This is a genomic window from Planctomycetota bacterium, assembly GCA_026387035.1.
Classification (GTDB): Bacteria; Planctomycetota; Phycisphaerae; order FEN-1346; family FEN-1346; genus JAPLMM01.
This window is the reverse complement of the sequence record JAPLMM010000237.1, coordinates 1-13,835: the sequence shown is the minus strand read 5'-3', so window position 1 is coordinate 13,835 and position 13,835 is coordinate 1. Positions and strand designations below refer to the sequence as shown.

Annotated in this window: 16 protein-coding genes; 3 read left to right on the top strand and 13 right to left on the bottom strand. The window is 65.2% G+C overall.

The window, feature by feature from the left end; all coding sequences use genetic code 11:
- A partial coding sequence (gene corA, locus NTX40_08880) for a magnesium/cobalt transporter CorA (GenBank protein ID MCX5649193.1) occupies positions 1–755 on the top strand: 755 nt, incomplete at its 5' end.
- A 15-nt stretch (positions 756–770) separates the two neighbouring features.
- Here the strand turns inward: corA and NTX40_08875 are convergent.
- From NTX40_08875 to NTX40_08825, 11 genes are all read right to left on the bottom strand, one after another.
- Entirely contained in the window at positions 771–1,103 is a 333-nt protein-coding gene (locus tag NTX40_08875) for an STAS domain-containing protein (GenBank protein ID MCX5649192.1), read from the bottom strand.
- Positions 1,104–1,118: 15 nt separating this feature from the next.
- A complete protein-coding gene (locus NTX40_08870; GenBank protein MCX5649191.1) occupies positions 1,119–1,592 on the bottom strand; it encodes an ATP-binding protein in 474 nt (157 codons plus the stop codon).
- Between the two features lies 1 nt (position 1,593).
- Complete coding sequence (locus NTX40_08865) at positions 1,594–1,965, bottom strand: STAS domain-containing protein (GenBank protein ID MCX5649190.1); 372 nt, start codon at positions 1,963–1,965, stop codon at positions 1,594–1,596.
- Between the two features lie 62 nt (positions 1,966–2,027).
- A complete protein-coding gene (locus NTX40_08860) occupies positions 2,028–2,330 on the bottom strand; it encodes a hypothetical protein (GenBank protein ID MCX5649189.1) in 303 nt (100 codons plus the stop codon).
- Positions 2,285–2,710 carry a hypothetical protein gene (locus NTX40_08855; protein MCX5649188.1) on the bottom strand — a complete coding sequence of 142 codons (426 nt, stop codon included), beginning with the start codon at positions 2,708–2,710 and terminating at the stop codon, positions 2,285–2,287. The genes NTX40_08860 and NTX40_08855 overlap by 46 nt, the downstream gene beginning before the upstream one ends.
- 273 nt (positions 2,711–2,983) lie before the next feature.
- Positions 2,984–4,249, bottom strand: a complete 1,266-nt coding sequence (locus tag NTX40_08850; protein ID MCX5649187.1) for a methyltransferase — start codon at positions 4,247–4,249, stop codon at positions 2,984–2,986.
- Positions 4,250–4,265: 16 nt separating this feature from the next.
- On the bottom strand, positions 4,266–5,624 hold the full coding sequence (locus NTX40_08845; protein MCX5649186.1) for a sugar porter family MFS transporter: 1,359 nt from the start codon (positions 5,622–5,624) through the stop codon (positions 4,266–4,268).
- 79 nt (positions 5,625–5,703) lie between these two features.
- Positions 5,704–5,832: a hypothetical protein gene (locus NTX40_08840; GenBank protein ID MCX5649185.1), complete on the bottom strand. Its 129-nt coding sequence runs from the start codon at positions 5,830–5,832 to the stop codon at positions 5,704–5,706.
- A gap of 138 nt (positions 5,833–5,970) precedes the next feature.
- Positions 5,971–7,743: a BatA domain-containing protein gene (locus NTX40_08835; GenBank protein MCX5649184.1), complete on the bottom strand. Its 1,773-nt coding sequence runs from the start codon at positions 7,741–7,743 to the stop codon at positions 5,971–5,973.
- A 21-nt stretch (positions 7,744–7,764) separates the two neighbouring features.
- Positions 7,765–8,358 carry a hypothetical protein gene (locus NTX40_08830; protein MCX5649183.1) on the bottom strand — a complete coding sequence of 198 codons (594 nt, stop codon included), beginning with the start codon at positions 8,356–8,358 and terminating at the stop codon, positions 7,765–7,767.
- A 121-nt stretch (positions 8,359–8,479) separates the two neighbouring features.
- A complete protein-coding gene (locus NTX40_08825; GenBank protein MCX5649182.1) occupies positions 8,480–9,754 on the bottom strand; it encodes a PDZ domain-containing protein in 1,275 nt (424 codons plus the stop codon).
- Positions 9,755–9,891: 137 nt separating this feature from the next.
- Here NTX40_08825 and NTX40_08820 point away from each other — a divergent pair, with 137 nt between their 5' ends.
- Positions 9,892–10,791 carry a diacylglycerol kinase family lipid kinase gene (locus NTX40_08820; GenBank protein MCX5649181.1) on the top strand — a complete coding sequence of 300 codons (900 nt, stop codon included), beginning with the start codon at positions 9,892–9,894 and terminating at the stop codon, positions 10,789–10,791.
- 60 nt (positions 10,792–10,851) lie between these two features.
- The gene (gene kdsA / locus NTX40_08815) at positions 10,852–11,670 is read left to right on the top strand and encodes a 3-deoxy-8-phosphooctulonate synthase (protein ID MCX5649180.1); all 819 of its coding nucleotides are present in this window, start codon (positions 10,852–10,854) and stop codon (positions 11,668–11,670) included.
- Between the two features lie 46 nt (positions 11,671–11,716).
- Here the strand turns inward: kdsA and NTX40_08810 are convergent, their stop codons facing one another.
- The gene (locus NTX40_08810; protein MCX5649179.1) at positions 11,717–13,186 is read right to left on the bottom strand and encodes an alpha-L-fucosidase; all 1,470 of its coding nucleotides are present in this window, start codon (positions 13,184–13,186) and stop codon (positions 11,717–11,719) included.
- A 24-nt stretch (positions 13,187–13,210) separates the two neighbouring features.
- Positions 13,211–13,390 carry a hypothetical protein gene (locus NTX40_08805; GenBank protein ID MCX5649178.1) on the bottom strand — a complete coding sequence of 60 codons (180 nt, stop codon included), beginning with the start codon at positions 13,388–13,390 and terminating at the stop codon, positions 13,211–13,213.
- Positions 13,391–13,835: the final 445 nt, after the last annotated feature.

The window sequence follows — 13,835 nt, the reverse complement described above, 5'->3', positions numbered from 1 at the left end:
GTTACGACGGGTATCTTTTCATGGTGATTCACGCCGTGAACATCCAGTCCGCCGTGGCGATCGTGGACACGCTCGAAGTGGACATTTTCTGGGGCCGGTCCTTCGTGCTGACGTACCACTCCGTGCCCGTCAAAAGCCTGTCGGACATGGGCGACCTTTGCGAGAAGGACGGCCAGCGGGTGCTGTCGCGCGGCGCGGATTTTTTCACCCACGCCATCGTGGACAAGATCATCGACAACTTCACGCCGACGCTCGACCGCATCGAGTACCTGCTCGAGGAACTCGAGATTCAGATCTTCCGCAAACCCACGGACAGGCTCCTGCACGAACTGCTGGACCTGAAGCAGACGGTCCTGTACCTGGGGCGCGTGGCCGGGGCGCAGCGCGACGTCGTGGGGCGGATCGTGCGGGGCGAGTTCGGGCCCGTGACGAAGCAGGCGATGGCCTATTGGCTCGAAGCCTACGACCATCTGCTGCGGATGGTCTACACGGTCGAGAACCAGCGGGACATGATCACAACGGCGCGCGAAACCTATATGTCGGTCGTCACGAACCGCACGAACGAGGTCATCAAGGTGCTGACGATCATCGCAACCGTGTTCATGCCGATCACCTTCATCGCCAGCCTGTACGGGATGAACTTCAGGTTTATGCCCGAAATCTACTGGAAATGGGGCTATCCGGCCGCGCTGCTCCTCATGGTGGTCAGCACAGCGTGGATGGTCTGGTTCTTCCGCCGCAGGAAGTGGATCTAGCGTGCCCGTGGCCGCCTACGCATCCTTCAAGGCGCACGCCACGTCGGGAAACACGTCGAAGAGATGGTCGAGGCGCGTCGTGGCCAGGAGTTCGCGCAACCGTTTCTGGGGATTGGCGAGGCGCACAAATCCGCCGCGGCCGTGGGCCTTTAGATAAGCCGTAATCAGCACCCCCAGCGCATCGGAGCAGATGAAGTCGGTCTTCGAGAGGTCGCAGACGATGCGCGTGGCGCCGACGTCGACGGCGCGGAGGAAGGCGTCGCGCAGCGCGGCCGAAGCGCCCACGTCCGCCGACCCCTGGATCGAGACAATCGTACAGGACCCTTCCTGTCGCACCTGGACCTTCATGGCAACCACCTCCTTCTAGCAACGCCGACCCGATTCCGGAAACCCGCGGACGGGATTCGCGCGGTATTTGACCATGCGCACTTCCGTGCCGTTCGCCGAGTAGTTGACCTCGTCCATGTAGGACCGCATGAGCATCACGCCGCGACCGCAGGGGCGCTGGAGGTTCTCATCCACCGTCGGGTCGGGCACACAATCGGGCCGGAAGCCGGCGCCCTCGTCGGCGACGTAGATCTCGACGCGCTCCGGCGAGATGCGATACGCCAGCCGAACCTGCCGCGAAGGGTCCATCCGGTTCCCGTGCTTCATCGCGTTGATGAGGGCCTCCTCGAAGGCGAGGCGGACGGCAAAGCAATGGTCCTCGCCGTAGCCGAGTGCCGCCAGGCGCGCCAGGACCTTCCGCTCCGATTCCCGGATGGCCGTCAGGCGCGTGGGAAGGACTTCTTCGGTCCATCCGGCGGAGTCGCGCGTGTCGGCGGGGGATTGGTCCACGCTAGGTCTCCGCCCTGCCCTCGCCGAGGAGGGCGGCAACAGCCTCCTCCTCGCGGTCGAAGATGCGGAACAGACGGTCCAGGCGGGTGATGGCGAAGATCTCCCAGATGCGCGGGTCGATGTCCGCCAGACACAGTTCGCCGCCCGATTCCGCGAGCCGCTTATGCAACCGAATCAGTTCCCCGAGCGCCAGGCTGCTCAGGTGGTGGACACCCAGGAAATTGAGAATCACCCGCCGGCCTGGAATATCGGCCAGCGCCAGGAGCGCCTGGCCGAACGCCTGGACCTGGTCCTCGTTGAGAATGGCTTCGGCGCGGATTCGGGCCACCGTCACGCCATCGCGGTCCATCGCGTGGATTATGTTGTCCTTCATCACCGTGGGACGACTCCTCGCGCGGGCAGGACAGGGAATGGTAAGCGGCGGTCAGGAAACTGTCAACGCTTTTTCCCGGCCGCGTTTGCGTCAGGCAACAGGCCGCCGCTGGCGACGGACACGACATATTCGTTCGTGAAGTCGTGGTCCCGGCTCAGGTGAAAGCCTTCCTGGATATCCACGCGCCCGATGCCAGTGTCCATGCACAGGTTCCCGCGCAGAGCCGCCATCGCGTCAAACCGGGCCTGGCTTCCGATCAGGATCACGTGGCTCTTGTTGTACTCGATCGAATGGCCCTGGAGATCGATCGCCCCGGGCGTCACGATCCCGGTCGCCTCGTCCACGGCGTCGCGGACGGCCCACATGAGTTCCCCCCTTCGAGCGTGGTGCCCGAGAGGCCCGCGATGGTGGCCGCCGGGCCGGCGCGCGGCGTCCCGCCGACGACCTCAATCAAGTTCTTTTCGTGCCAGCCACTGGCGGACGCGGAGCCGACCTCGAGGGTGGCGTAGCCTTGGAGTTCGACGGAGCCTCCTTCGGCGATGGTCAACCCCTCACGGAGCCCCAGGTAGGCTCCAAGGTTCGGGGCAGACAAATCGCCGGAGACCAGGATGGTGCCCGTGTTCAGGAGCGGGTGGTCGGAGACCACCAGGGATTGCGGCGCCGACTCGGCCCTGAGGGAGAGCCGCCCGTGGTTCTCGCTCAGCCAGCGCAGTTGCGCCCATTCCCCAGAGTTTTGCAAGGTCACGTCGTCGTGGTTCTTGAGGCCGACCTCGGGGCCGGGCGCATTCGGCCAGGTAGCTCTGCTCGATAACGCCCCCGACTCACCCGCCCTGAAAATGGGCATCCGGGCCGCTGAGCCACCGCGTCCTCCGTTCGGCGGGAGTAGGTCTTTGCCCTCCTCCCAGTGCTCATCGGACAATTCGTCTCGTCGCATCCGTGTCGCCTCCCAGGTTCGGCTCGGCTGCCTACCGGCCTTCTACACCTGGTATCGGCAATACACGGATTCGTCAGACAGAACCTAGCAGGCGCCGCTGGGTTTGTACGAACGGATCGCGTCGAACATAGCCACGATGTTCTCGGGCGGCACGTCAGCCAAGATGTTGTGTACCTGCTGGAAGACAAATCCACCACCCGGCGCCCACACGGAAGCCAGGTCGCGCACGTTCTGCCTGACCTCAGCCGCCGTACCGTGCGGCAGCACATGCCGCGTATCACAGCCCCCGCCCCAGAACGTGAAACGGTCGCCGTACGTTGATTTCAACAACTTCGGATCCATGCCCTGGCAGGTGATCTGGACCGGGTTGGATGACTCGAGTCCTGCTTCAATAAGATCGCCCAGCAACGGTTCGATTCCGCCACAACAGTGCAGATGAACGTTAACGTACGGCGCCAGTTCCTTTGCCCGGTTCCAGAGCATTGTGTGCCAAGGCTTGTAGTATCTGCGATACATGTCCGGTGACATCAGCGGTCCGTTCTGCCCGCCCAGGTCGTCGCCAAACAGGATGACGTCGATGTAGGGCCCAACCGCGGAAAGCCATCTTTCCAGGCGCGGCAGATAAAAGTCACAGAGGGCCTGAGACAATCGCTTACAGGCCTCCGGGTACAATCCCATATGCATGAAATAATTATCGATCCGGTACAGAAACTGCGGAACCTCGAACAGGTTGCCGCCGAAGATGCCGAGAATGGCCCGGTCCGTGGACGCGCGCAGCGCACGGGCCCCGGCGGCCAATTCTCCGCTCCCCTGGTCCGTCAGCGGAATATGGCCGCCGGGCGTGGGCACGGCCGTCCACATGCTATGCTGAAACGCCTGTTCGATATCCGAAAAGTCCTGGGTTTTGGGATCGACGTCAGCCCAGGGCCAGTATACCTGCTCGAAATAGAGGCAGCCCTTCTTCATCATGCCCAGGCTGATGCCGTCGTTGGAGAGCAGATACCAATCCTCGCCTCTTCGCTCCATGTTCACGTAACAGGGGATCTTGCAGGGCGTGTCGTCGGGTAACGTCCAATCCCGCCAGTCCTTCTCATCCAAAAGAAAGCCCCGGCCCATCTCGACCACGTCTGCGCCCACGTAATCCAGCACAACCGGCTCGACGATGGCCAGTTGCTGGATTACGTCGTAGACGTAGATGTTGCCCGTATGAATGCCCAAAGCCTTTTTGAACCTGGCGTAGGCGAGGGCCGCGATTCCGCTCGATCGGTGGCCGCCAAAATCAACGGCAACGCGATCCGGCTGTTGATGGTTCAAGGCGGCGATGATTCTCTCTCTCGAATTCATGGCCATGGCACACATATTCTTATTATTCGATGCCCATGTGCTTTTGAATGTCTTCCAACGGCACGCCCTTGGTCTCAGGCATTAAGAAAATCACCCACAGCAACTGCAGGACCATAAAGCCGCCATAGACGGCAAAGATGACGCCGCCGCCGAACTGCCCTGCAACCATGGGAAAAGTCTGAGACACAGCCGCGTTGAAAACCCACACCGTAAATGCACCAACGGCCTGCCCGCGAGCCCGGACCCGGTTGGGAAATATCTCGCTGATAAAGACCCAGACCACGGTCCCTTGTCCAAAGGCATGTGAGGCGATGAATAAAACCAACGCTCCCAGCAGCGTCAATCCGCCTAACTGAGTGAAGTCCTCCCCGTACGTGAAGAATGCGTAGGAGGCCAAGCCGAGGCTGAAGATGTATCCGATCGACCCGACCAACATAAGTTTCCTGCGACCAAAGTGGTCAATCACCCTCATGGCCGCCATGGTGAAAACCAGGTTGACCAGGCCGATGATGACCGATTGCACCAAGGCGTTTCCCCCGGCAGCGCCCGCCATCTTGAAGATCTTGGGAGCATAGTAAATCAACGCATTGATGCCAGAAAGTTGATTGAAAGCGGCAATCGCACAAGCTAGCAAAATAAGCTTCAGGTATTTCTTGCTGTAGAACCGCTCGCGCAGACTGTGGTGTTCCAGGTCCAGCGACTCCTGGATGGCCAACAGTTCTGCTTGGGCAATCTCGGGGCTGCCTTCCAGCAGGCACAGAACGTCCATCGCTTCCTGTTTGCGTCCCTTGGCCATCAGCCAGCGGGGACTGTAAGAAATGCCAAACAGAAGCAAAGTGAAGACGGCGGCTGGCAGCGCCTCGACGCCGAACATCCAACGCCACTCGACATCCCCTAAATCAAAGAGCGTTACGACATAGTTCGATACATAGGCCAGCAGGATGCCCAGCACGATGTTGAATTGCGCCAGCGCCACCAGACGGCCTCGGCTCTCGGCCGGGGATATCTCCGCGATATAAATCGGGGAAAGCACCGATGCGCCGCCCACGCCCAAGCCGCCGATGAAGCGAAAAACGAGGAGGGAGTACCAGTCCCATGCCAGGGCGCAGCCCAATGCGGACACCAAATACAAGACGCCGGTCCATACGAGCATATTACGGCGTCCGATTCGATCCGCGGGCCAACCCACGAGGATGGACCCGACAATGGTGCCCAGCAGGGCGCTGGCAACCGTGAATCCGAGCCAGCCATCACTCAGGTCATAGAGTTTCTGTAGCGCCTCCGTGGTGCCGGAAATGACGGCCGTATCAAATCCGAACAACAGGCTGCCAAGTGCCGCCACCTGAGCACATTGGTAGACGAAGATCTTGTTCTTCTGCAATGATCTGCTCCAAGCAAGCGGAGAAGCGCTCGGCAACGGTTCCCGACGCCTTCTCCTCGTTCACGTTCTCTGCATCCACCTACTCTTGCAGAATCTCGACTTCCCACAGCGAGAAGCCGTGCTCGGTGCCGCGCCGAAGACACTCAATTCGCACGTAGCGTCCTTTTGCGGAGAGGTTTCGGATTTCGTCGGTGCCCCGTCGCGCCATTGCGGTCCGTCACGTGGATCATGTTATCCTTCACCACCGTGAGACGACTCCTCGCGCGGGAAGGACAGGGGATACTAGGCCCGCGTTAGAAAGGTGTCAACGCTTTTCCACCCCGCCGCTCACTTGGGGGTGCACCCCTCACTTGGCCACCCGGGCGCGCCCCAGGAGCACCGCAACGGCCGCGGCGGCGAGGTACGGCCAGAGGTCGGCGAGGGTCGCGCGGCGGCGAGCCTCGATCGACCGCCGAATCGCCTCGACGGCGGCCTTGGAATCGTCCCGGCCGGGACCCGCCTGGAACCCTTCATCGGACCCGATGAACGATACGCCATACGCGCCGGCTTCGTCGGAGTAGAAGGCCGGCTGCGCCGGGGCGAGGCGGTTCCGCCCGGCCCCTCGACTGCGCTCGGGGCAGGCCATCGGTTCCAAGGGCGCGTAGGTTCGAAAGCCCGTCCGGCGGGCGTCGCGCGGGACAAGCCAGTCCAGCGCCCGCCGCCAGAACACGGGGAACCCGGCCCGCCTCGGCCAATCCGTCGCCGCCTCGTCGAAACCGAAGAGGACAGCCAGGCGGCGCACGCCACTCGCCTCCCAGGTGACGATGAGCGGCACGTCGCGCGTGCCGAGAAGAACTTGTGCCGATGCGCCCACCGTCCACCGCCTGACGGGGCCGAGGCGCGGCGGCTCGAGGTACAGGCCATCGGCCAGAGGATGGTCCGCCGCGACGCGCCACTCGGCCGGCGCCTCCTGGTCCGTCTCCCGGCGCGCCGGGACTGCCCCTTCAGGCGGCAGGACGAGCGCCGCCGGACCTTTCCAGTCGGCCGGCAGCGCCCGCGCAGCGTCCAGAGTCGGAGACGCATAGGCAACCACGAGATCCGTTTCGGGCGGCGGGGCCCCGGAAAGGTCGGGCGTTTCCAGGACAGCGGTATCCTCGCGCGCGGCAAGGGCGCGACGAAGAGAATCGTCGCAATCGCCCGTCACTAGAACACGAAGATCCCGGCCGGGCTCCAACACGAGGTAGGCGGCATCGTCTGCCGGAAAACCATCCGCCCGTTCCGCAAGTGCGACCCGAAGTCGAACGGGGGGGCGGCCCGGCATGGCGAGAACACGCTCGGCGGATGCTCCGGGGGCGAGAAAGCGCGGGAGTTCGGCCAACCGATTGCCGTCGCCTTCCACGAGCAGATCGCTGGCCCCGGGCGTCGCCGTCGCCCGGGCGGTCACAAGGAGCCACCATTTCTCGCCCTCGATCCGCCCTGCGACGCGCACGAGACCTGAGTTGTGCGATTCCGCTCCGCAGGCAAGAACGTACAGATTGGCGGGCAGCGCCTCCTGGGGCGCGAGGTCGGTCACGAAAACGACTGGCAGGTCCTCACCGCGGGCGGCCTCGGCCTGCGCCACCGGAAGCGCGTCGCGACTCGCAAGGACGAAGCCGCAGGTCCCGGCAAAGCGCCGCTGGAACTCCTCGGCCGTCACCCGCTCCGCGAGGACGGCATTCGAATCGTCGGGAACAAAAATAAGACGAATGGGGGCGCCGCCCAGGGCGCCCAGGACATCCGACATCATAGCCCGCGCCCCGTCCGCGCGCCGGTCCTGTTCGGCTCCGGCCGAGGCGCCCATGCTGGCCGTGCGGTCGATGACGAGCGTGGCCACAGGCTCCACGGGCGCCGCCGTGCGGACGGCAGGGCGGGCGAGCGCGAGGATCAGGAGGAGCACCAGGACCGCGTCGAGCCAGAGGAGCGGATCCTTGAGGCGGACTCGGGCGGAGGGTTTCCCGGCAGATCCGCCGCCCAGCGCTCGCTTCCAGAGCAGCAGCGACCCGACGACGACGTGCCGGCCGCGAGGCGCCAGAAGCCCCCACAGAAAAACGGCGGGCACGAGCACCAAGCCCACCAGCGACCAGGGGGCCAGTAGTTCCATCGCGCGCTGGGGCTCCGGTTCCTACAGGCGCTCTTCCTCGGCCTCGATGCGGACGACCTTCGTCAGCAGAAGGTAATTGTGCCGGTGATACAGGGTCACGATGCCGCTGACGCGCCAACGGGCGTGTTTCCGGCCCTCGTCGGTGACGCTCTCCAGGTACTCCCGCCATCGGCTTTCGAGGAGGCGCATCGGCGTATCTCCCGAGTCGAAGACGAAGACGGGTTGGCCCTCGGCATCGTTGTCGAATCGGCCTTCGCGGTCAAAGAGGCGTTTGCCCTCTTCCAGGGGCGCGGGGCCCCCCTTGACGGGCGGTTTGTACTCGCGCGGTCTGAAGGGATTCTTCGGGTCCACGGGCGGAATGGCGGGGATCTCAACCTCCGGGACGGGGGCCGGCGGCGTGATGACCGGCTCGGTGGCTTCCGCCTCGCCGGACTTCGCAGGGGGCATGGAGGGAATCTTGACCTCAGGCATCGGCGCGGGCGGTGCGAGTGGGGATTCCGCCGATTCGCGCACTCGCGCGGAATCGGCGGCCACGCCGACGCCGACCGCCGCCACCAGGGGCCAGACCATGCCCATCGCCAGAAGCGCCGCCATCGCAACTGCCGCCTGCCTCATCACCGGTCTCCTGCCTGCCGGGGCCGGCGCCGCGGCAGAGTCACCGCACGCCGGCACACCGAGGCCATTGTACGGCCCCGCCGCTCGCCCGCCCAACCAATTGTCCGTTTGTCGGCCTCGTTCAGCGTTCGAGTCGCTCCGTCCGCCGCTCGAGCCGCTCGAGGCGCCCGTTGTTTTCCTCGTGGATGCGGTCGATCTCGCGTTCGATCGCCTCAAATTTCTCGTCGAGCGACCGTTCGATTTCGTCCAGGCGACGCTCGATGCGGTCCATTCGTTCGAGGAGCCGGCCGATGTCCTTCCCGATGCCGTACGGGTCGCCGGGCATCACCGGCGGCGCTAGAGGCCTGAGCCGCGGGGGCTCACGCTCCTCCGGCGATTCTTCGCGGGGCTCACGCCACTTTTTCATCCATTGCTCGACTTCCGGCCTCACGCCCTCGAGATACTCACGCAGCCGGGGGAGTCCCTTGAGCAACCCTTCCGGCAACCCGAGGAGCGGACCGCCTTCGTGCGGGGAATATTCACGGGCCGGCGCCTCGCCCAGGGCGACGTGCGTCTCGTGACGATTGCCCATGCGGTAATAGGTCACCCCGATCTCGTCGCCGGGCTTGTGGGCTCGGAGACGTTCGACGAGTTCGTCGGGCGTCGTGACCGGCCGGCCGTCGATCCTCGTGATGACGTCGCCGGGAAGCAGGCCTGCCTTGGAGGCGGGGCTTGCGTCGGTCAGGCTGTCGATGAGAACGCCCTGGTCGGTGCCGGCAATCTGGCGCATGTCGTCGGAGAGGGGAACAACCAGGATGCCGAGGAAGGCGTGCGGCCCGGCGCCGCCGGGCCCGGACGGCCTCTCGGCGGGAGGTCCACGGCGTGCGGGCGGTTCCCCGCGGACGGGTTCCGGGTGCTCGGCCAGGCGGACGTCGGCCTGACGGCGGGCGCCTTCCCGGTAATACTCGATGCGGACGCGGTCGCCGGCGTTGAGTCGGCGGACGGTCTCCACCAGGTCCGCCCCCGAGTTGATTTTCTGGTTGCCGACGGCGGTGATGACGTCGCCGGGCTCGAGGCCGACTTCCGCCGCGGGGCTGTCCTCGATGACCTCCGTCACCCGAGCGCCCGCCTCGACGCCGCTTTCCTTTCTCGCTTCGCCCGTCAGGTCGCGGACGCCGACGCCGAGAAACGCCCGGCCGGACTCGCTGGGTTCCGCCGCTTCGACGGGCGGGCCGCCCGGCTCGACTTCCCGGCCGTTCACCCACATGCGGACGCGAGGCGGGCCGCCCCTCTCCGATTCGGTACGGACTTCGACGCGGGCGGAGACCGACTTCTGCTCGTCGGCGGCCCAGGCGATTCCGGCGGCGACCAGGATCCCCACGGCCGCTAAGAGGCTACAGCATCGTTTGGCCTTCATGTGCGACTCCTTTCCTTGACCAGGGCATCCTCCATCATATCGCTTTGGGGGCGGCAAGGGAACGGGGTTTGGTGTGGTTGCGAGGTCCGGGAATGCCTATAATCCAGGCCGAAGGGACCGGGGAGGATCTTCGGCCGATGACACAGGGCCTCGTGCGGATCATCGTGAACCCGATTTCGGGCCGCGGTCAGGACCGCCGGCTGCTCGAGCACCTGGCGCTTCATCTGCGCCATCGCCATTTCTCCCTGGAGGTTTGCCAGACCGAGGGGCCGGGCGACGCCCGCCGCCTCGCAACCTCGACGCCCGACGACGCGCACTGCATCGTCAGCATCGGCGGCGACGGAACGCACCGGGAGGTCCTGGCGGGCCTCGTGGGCCGGCAGGTGGCGGCCTGCGTCGTCCCAGGCGGGACGGAGAACGTCTTTGCCAGGACCTTCCGCCTGACCGGCACGCTGCGCGAGATCCTGGGCCTCATCCAGAACGGCCGGCCCGTCGCGCTGGACGTCGGCTTGGCCAACGACCACCCGTTCGTCATGTTTTCCGGCATCGGGTTCGACGCGGCGGTGACGCATCTTGTACACTCGCGCCGGCGGGGTCCCATCGACCGCGGGGCGTATTACGCACCGGTGGCGCGGCTGTGGCTGGATTACGATTTCCCGCCCCTTGTTGTGAAGGTGGACGGCCGGGTGATCGCCGAGGATGCGGGGCTCGTCATGGTCGCCAACACCCCCATGTACGCCAACCGCCTGCGCGTCGCGCCGGACGCCGTGGCGGACGACGGCCTGCTGGACGTCGTCTGCTACCGCACCCGCTCGCGGTGGTCGCTCCTCTGGTACTTCATGCAGACGAAACTGGGGACCCACATCCGCGACCGCCAGATCGCGTACCAGCAGGGCCGGCGGATTGAGGTGACGTGCGCGAGGGGCGAAGTGCCGGTCCAGGTGGACGGCGACGCGATCGCCACGACGCCGGTCGTGTACACCGTGCGGCCGCGGGCTGTGCGGTTGCTGGTTCGGCAAAGGGAAAAGCGGGAATGATACGGGATTTCAAATCCGAGATTTGAAATTCCGGATCTCGAGTGCGCGAAGGAGAAGGCGATGGCAACGCGAGAGGCGAAGGTCGGCAACCTCGTGCTGGCGAGCGATCGGCTCTTCCTGGTGGCCGGCCCCTGCGTCATCGAATCTCTAGACCTCTGCCGGCGCATCGCCGAGCACGCCAAGGCCGTGGCCGACCGGCTCAAGGTGCCCCTCGTCTTTAAGGCCTCGTACGACAAGGCGAACCGGACGAGCGGCTCGTCGTTCCGCGGGCCGGGCATCGACGAGGGCCTGGCCATCCTCGACTCGGTCCGCAAGGAATTCCAGGTGCCGGTCCTGACCGACGTCCACAGCCCGCAGGAGGCCGAGATCGCCGGCCGCGTGGTCGACTGTCTCCAGGTCCCCGCGTTCCTCTGCCGGCAGACGGACCTCGTCGAGTCGGCCGCCCGGAACGGCAAGGCGGTGAACCTGAAGAAGGGCCAGTTCCTCGCCCCGTGGGACATGAAACCTGTCGTCGAAAAGGCCGAACAGGCGGGCGCGCGCCAGATCCTCGTCACGGAACGCGGAACGAGTTTCGGCTACAACCGCCTCGTGGCCGACATGACGGGCCTGCCGACGCTTCAGGCGCTCGGCCACCCCGTCGTCTTCGACGCGACTCATAGCGCCCAGACGCCTGGCGGCCTGGGAACCGCGACCGGCGGCAGCCGGGAGGCGGCCGCACTCCTCGCGAAAGCAGCCGTCGCGGCCGGCGCCGACGGCCTCTTCCTCGAAGTCCATCCCAACCCCGACAAGGCCAAGTCCGATGGGCCCAACTCCCTGCGCCTCAAGGACCTCGAAGCCCTTCTCGCTCAGTGCCTGGCGATCAAGTCGGCTGTGGGATAAGGTCACCACACCCGCGCCGGACACCGCGGCCGCGTCCGAAGCGGACTTACTTCTTCGCCGCGAATAGTTGAAATTCCGAGATCGTCGGCCCTTCCGTGGCGTTGAGAATGTTCAGGCGGATGACCTGAGCGGTGATCGGCCCGAACGTAAGGAGGCGATCCTCCCCGATTTCGGTGCCGCGCGCGAACGTCTGCCACTGGCCGTCGCGCTTGGCCTGGAGTTCGAACTCCTTTGCGCGCCCCGCGAAGGCCTCGCGGATCATCGCCCGGTTGACGGTGACCGGCGCCCCGAGGTCCACTTCCAACCAGGCCGCGTGCGTCCCCCCGTCGGTGGCCCAGCGCGTCTCCGGGTTTCCGTCGAAGGCCTTGTCCGGGCCGTACCCGGCGACGTCCTTCTGGAAGACGTTCGCGGCGGCGGCCGATTTCCCCATCGCAACAGAGGCCGAAGGTTGCACGGCAGCCTCGGCGGCCGGGCCGTCGAGCACGAGGGCCACGACCGTATCAATTTCCTTCCGATCGGCGGGGGCGACGGAGATTTCGATGCCGTCATCCGTTTGGCGCACCTCCGCCTTGCCGCCGCTCAGAACCGATGAGGAAACGATCTTCTTTCCCATCGCGGGCAGCCTGAGAGTGTCGGTCGGCCAGTCGAGGATGTGGACGTAGATCGTGTTTCCCTTCCAGGTGGTGCATCCCCACGACTGAGGCGGCACCGGCCCGCCGCGCGTCCCGTAGATGCTCTCGCCGTACTGGCGCAGCCAGTCGCCCATTTCCTTGAGGCGTGCGACCTGGCGCGGCTCGATCTCGCCCGTGGGCATGGGGCCAACGTTGAAGAGCAGGTTTCCGTCGCCCCCCGCACAGTTGATGAGTACGTCGAGACATTGTTTAAGCGACTTCATGGCATCGTCCGGCTTCCAGGCCCACTGGCGGCAGATGGTCATGCAGGTTTCCCAGGGGCGGTCGATCTGGAACTTGCCGATTCGCTGCTCCGGCGTGTCGAAGTCGCCGGGGGCGCCGGTGCGATTGTTGATGAGGATATCGGGCTGGAGCGACCGGACAAAATCGACGACGCCCTGGCCGCGCGCGGCGTCGAATTCCTGCGGCACGTCGAACCAGAGCGTCAGCAGCGGCCCGCAGTTCTGGATCAACTCCTGGACCTGGCTGCGCAGGTACTGCTCGTAGCGGTCGAGGTTGGGATTGGGCTTGCGCGTCTTGCCGCCGGGGCTGCCGCGGGGAAAATCGGGATGGTGCCAGTCGCAGACCGAGTAGTAGGTCCCGAAGGCGATCCCCTGCTTGCGGCACGCCTCGGACAGTTCCTTGACGGGGTCGCGATGGAAAGGCGAGTTCATGATGTTGTAGTCGGTCTGCTTCGTGTTGAAAATGCAGAAGCCGTCGTGGTGCTTGGTGGTGATTACCATGTACTTCATGCCGGCTTCCTTGGCCGTCTTGGCCCACTCGTCGGCGTTGAACCGGGTGGGGTTGAACCGCTTGTAGAGGTTGTCGTACTCTTCGATCGGCACCTGGTTGCCCCGCGACCAGCCGATCTAGGTGCCCTTGAGGCTGACCGGCCCCCAGTGAATGAACATGCCGAAACGCATGTCGCGCCACTTCTGGAGGCTCTCGGGCGGCGCTCCGGCCGGTGGGGTTGCCACCGGCGCTGCCGCGCACAGGACCGCCAAACCCGCCGCCAAACACAGGACAGCAACTCCCGTCAGCCTTCGCATGGATGGTTCCCTTCGTGTTCTCTGGTCGCGACCCGGAAGCGGGTGAAAATTGGAGTTCGGCGCGACCCGGTCCGAAGCCCAATCCGGTGCTACTCTGCGAAGTAGCGACCCTGCTCTGCGTAGCCCGCTACGCAGGGCGGAGAAGAGAGGGCTACTTCGCTACGAAGCACGAGCCCGCCATCCGATCCGAAGTCCGGAGCCGTTCCGGGACGGGCCGGACACCACCTTACGCCGCCTCCTGGTACCTGTCAACCACCGAAAAGTCGATACAAGCGCCCGCTTCACCTCGACGTGGATCCAGACGCCTTCGGGCATGTCCTGCGCCGCGCGCTTCAGCCGCGGCGCAGCGGTGTGTGACCGAAGCGACGGCGAAGGCGGTTTGCCTCCGTCCAGAGGTCCGTGTCGAGCGACAAAAACTTGACGAGCGACGCCGTCGAGACGCCCA

Excerpts from the sequence above, each read along its gene's own strand:
- NTX40_08875 (MCX5649192.1), bottom strand. The coding sequence starts at position 1,103 with ATGAAGGTCCAGGTGCGACAGGAAGGGTCCTGTACGATTGTCTCGATC.
- NTX40_08865 (MCX5649190.1), bottom strand. The coding sequence starts at position 1,965 with ATGAAGGACAACATAATCCACGCGATGGACCGCGATGGCGTGACGGTG.
- NTX40_08860 (MCX5649189.1), bottom strand. The coding sequence starts at position 2,330 with ATGTGGGCCGTCCGCGACGCCGTGGACGAGGCGACCGGGATCGTGACG.
- NTX40_08850 (MCX5649187.1), bottom strand. The coding sequence starts at position 4,249 with ATGGCCATGAATTCGAGAGAGAGAATCATCGCCGCCTTGAACCATCAA.
- NTX40_08840 (MCX5649185.1), bottom strand. The coding sequence starts at position 5,832 with ATGGCGCGACGGGGCACCGACGAAATCCGAAACCTCTCCGCAAAAGGA.
- NTX40_08835 (MCX5649184.1), bottom strand. The coding sequence starts at position 7,743 with ATGGAACTACTGGCCCCCTGGTCGCTGGTGGGCTTGGTGCTCGTGCCC.
- NTX40_08830 (MCX5649183.1), bottom strand. The coding sequence starts at position 8,358 with ATGAGGCAGGCGGCAGTTGCGATGGCGGCGCTTCTGGCGATGGGCATG.
- NTX40_08825 (MCX5649182.1), bottom strand. The coding sequence starts at position 9,754 with ATGAAGGCCAAACGATGCTGTAGCCTCTTAGCGGCCGTGGGGATCCTG.
- NTX40_08820 (MCX5649181.1), top strand. The coding sequence starts at position 9,892 with ATGACACAGGGCCTCGTGCGGATCATCGTGAACCCGATTTCGGGCCGC.
- kdsA (MCX5649180.1), top strand. The coding sequence starts at position 10,852 with ATGGCAACGCGAGAGGCGAAGGTCGGCAACCTCGTGCTGGCGAGCGAT.
- NTX40_08805 (MCX5649178.1), bottom strand. The coding sequence starts at position 13,390 with ATGCGAAGGCTGACGGGAGTTGCTGTCCTGTGTTTGGCGGCGGGTTTG.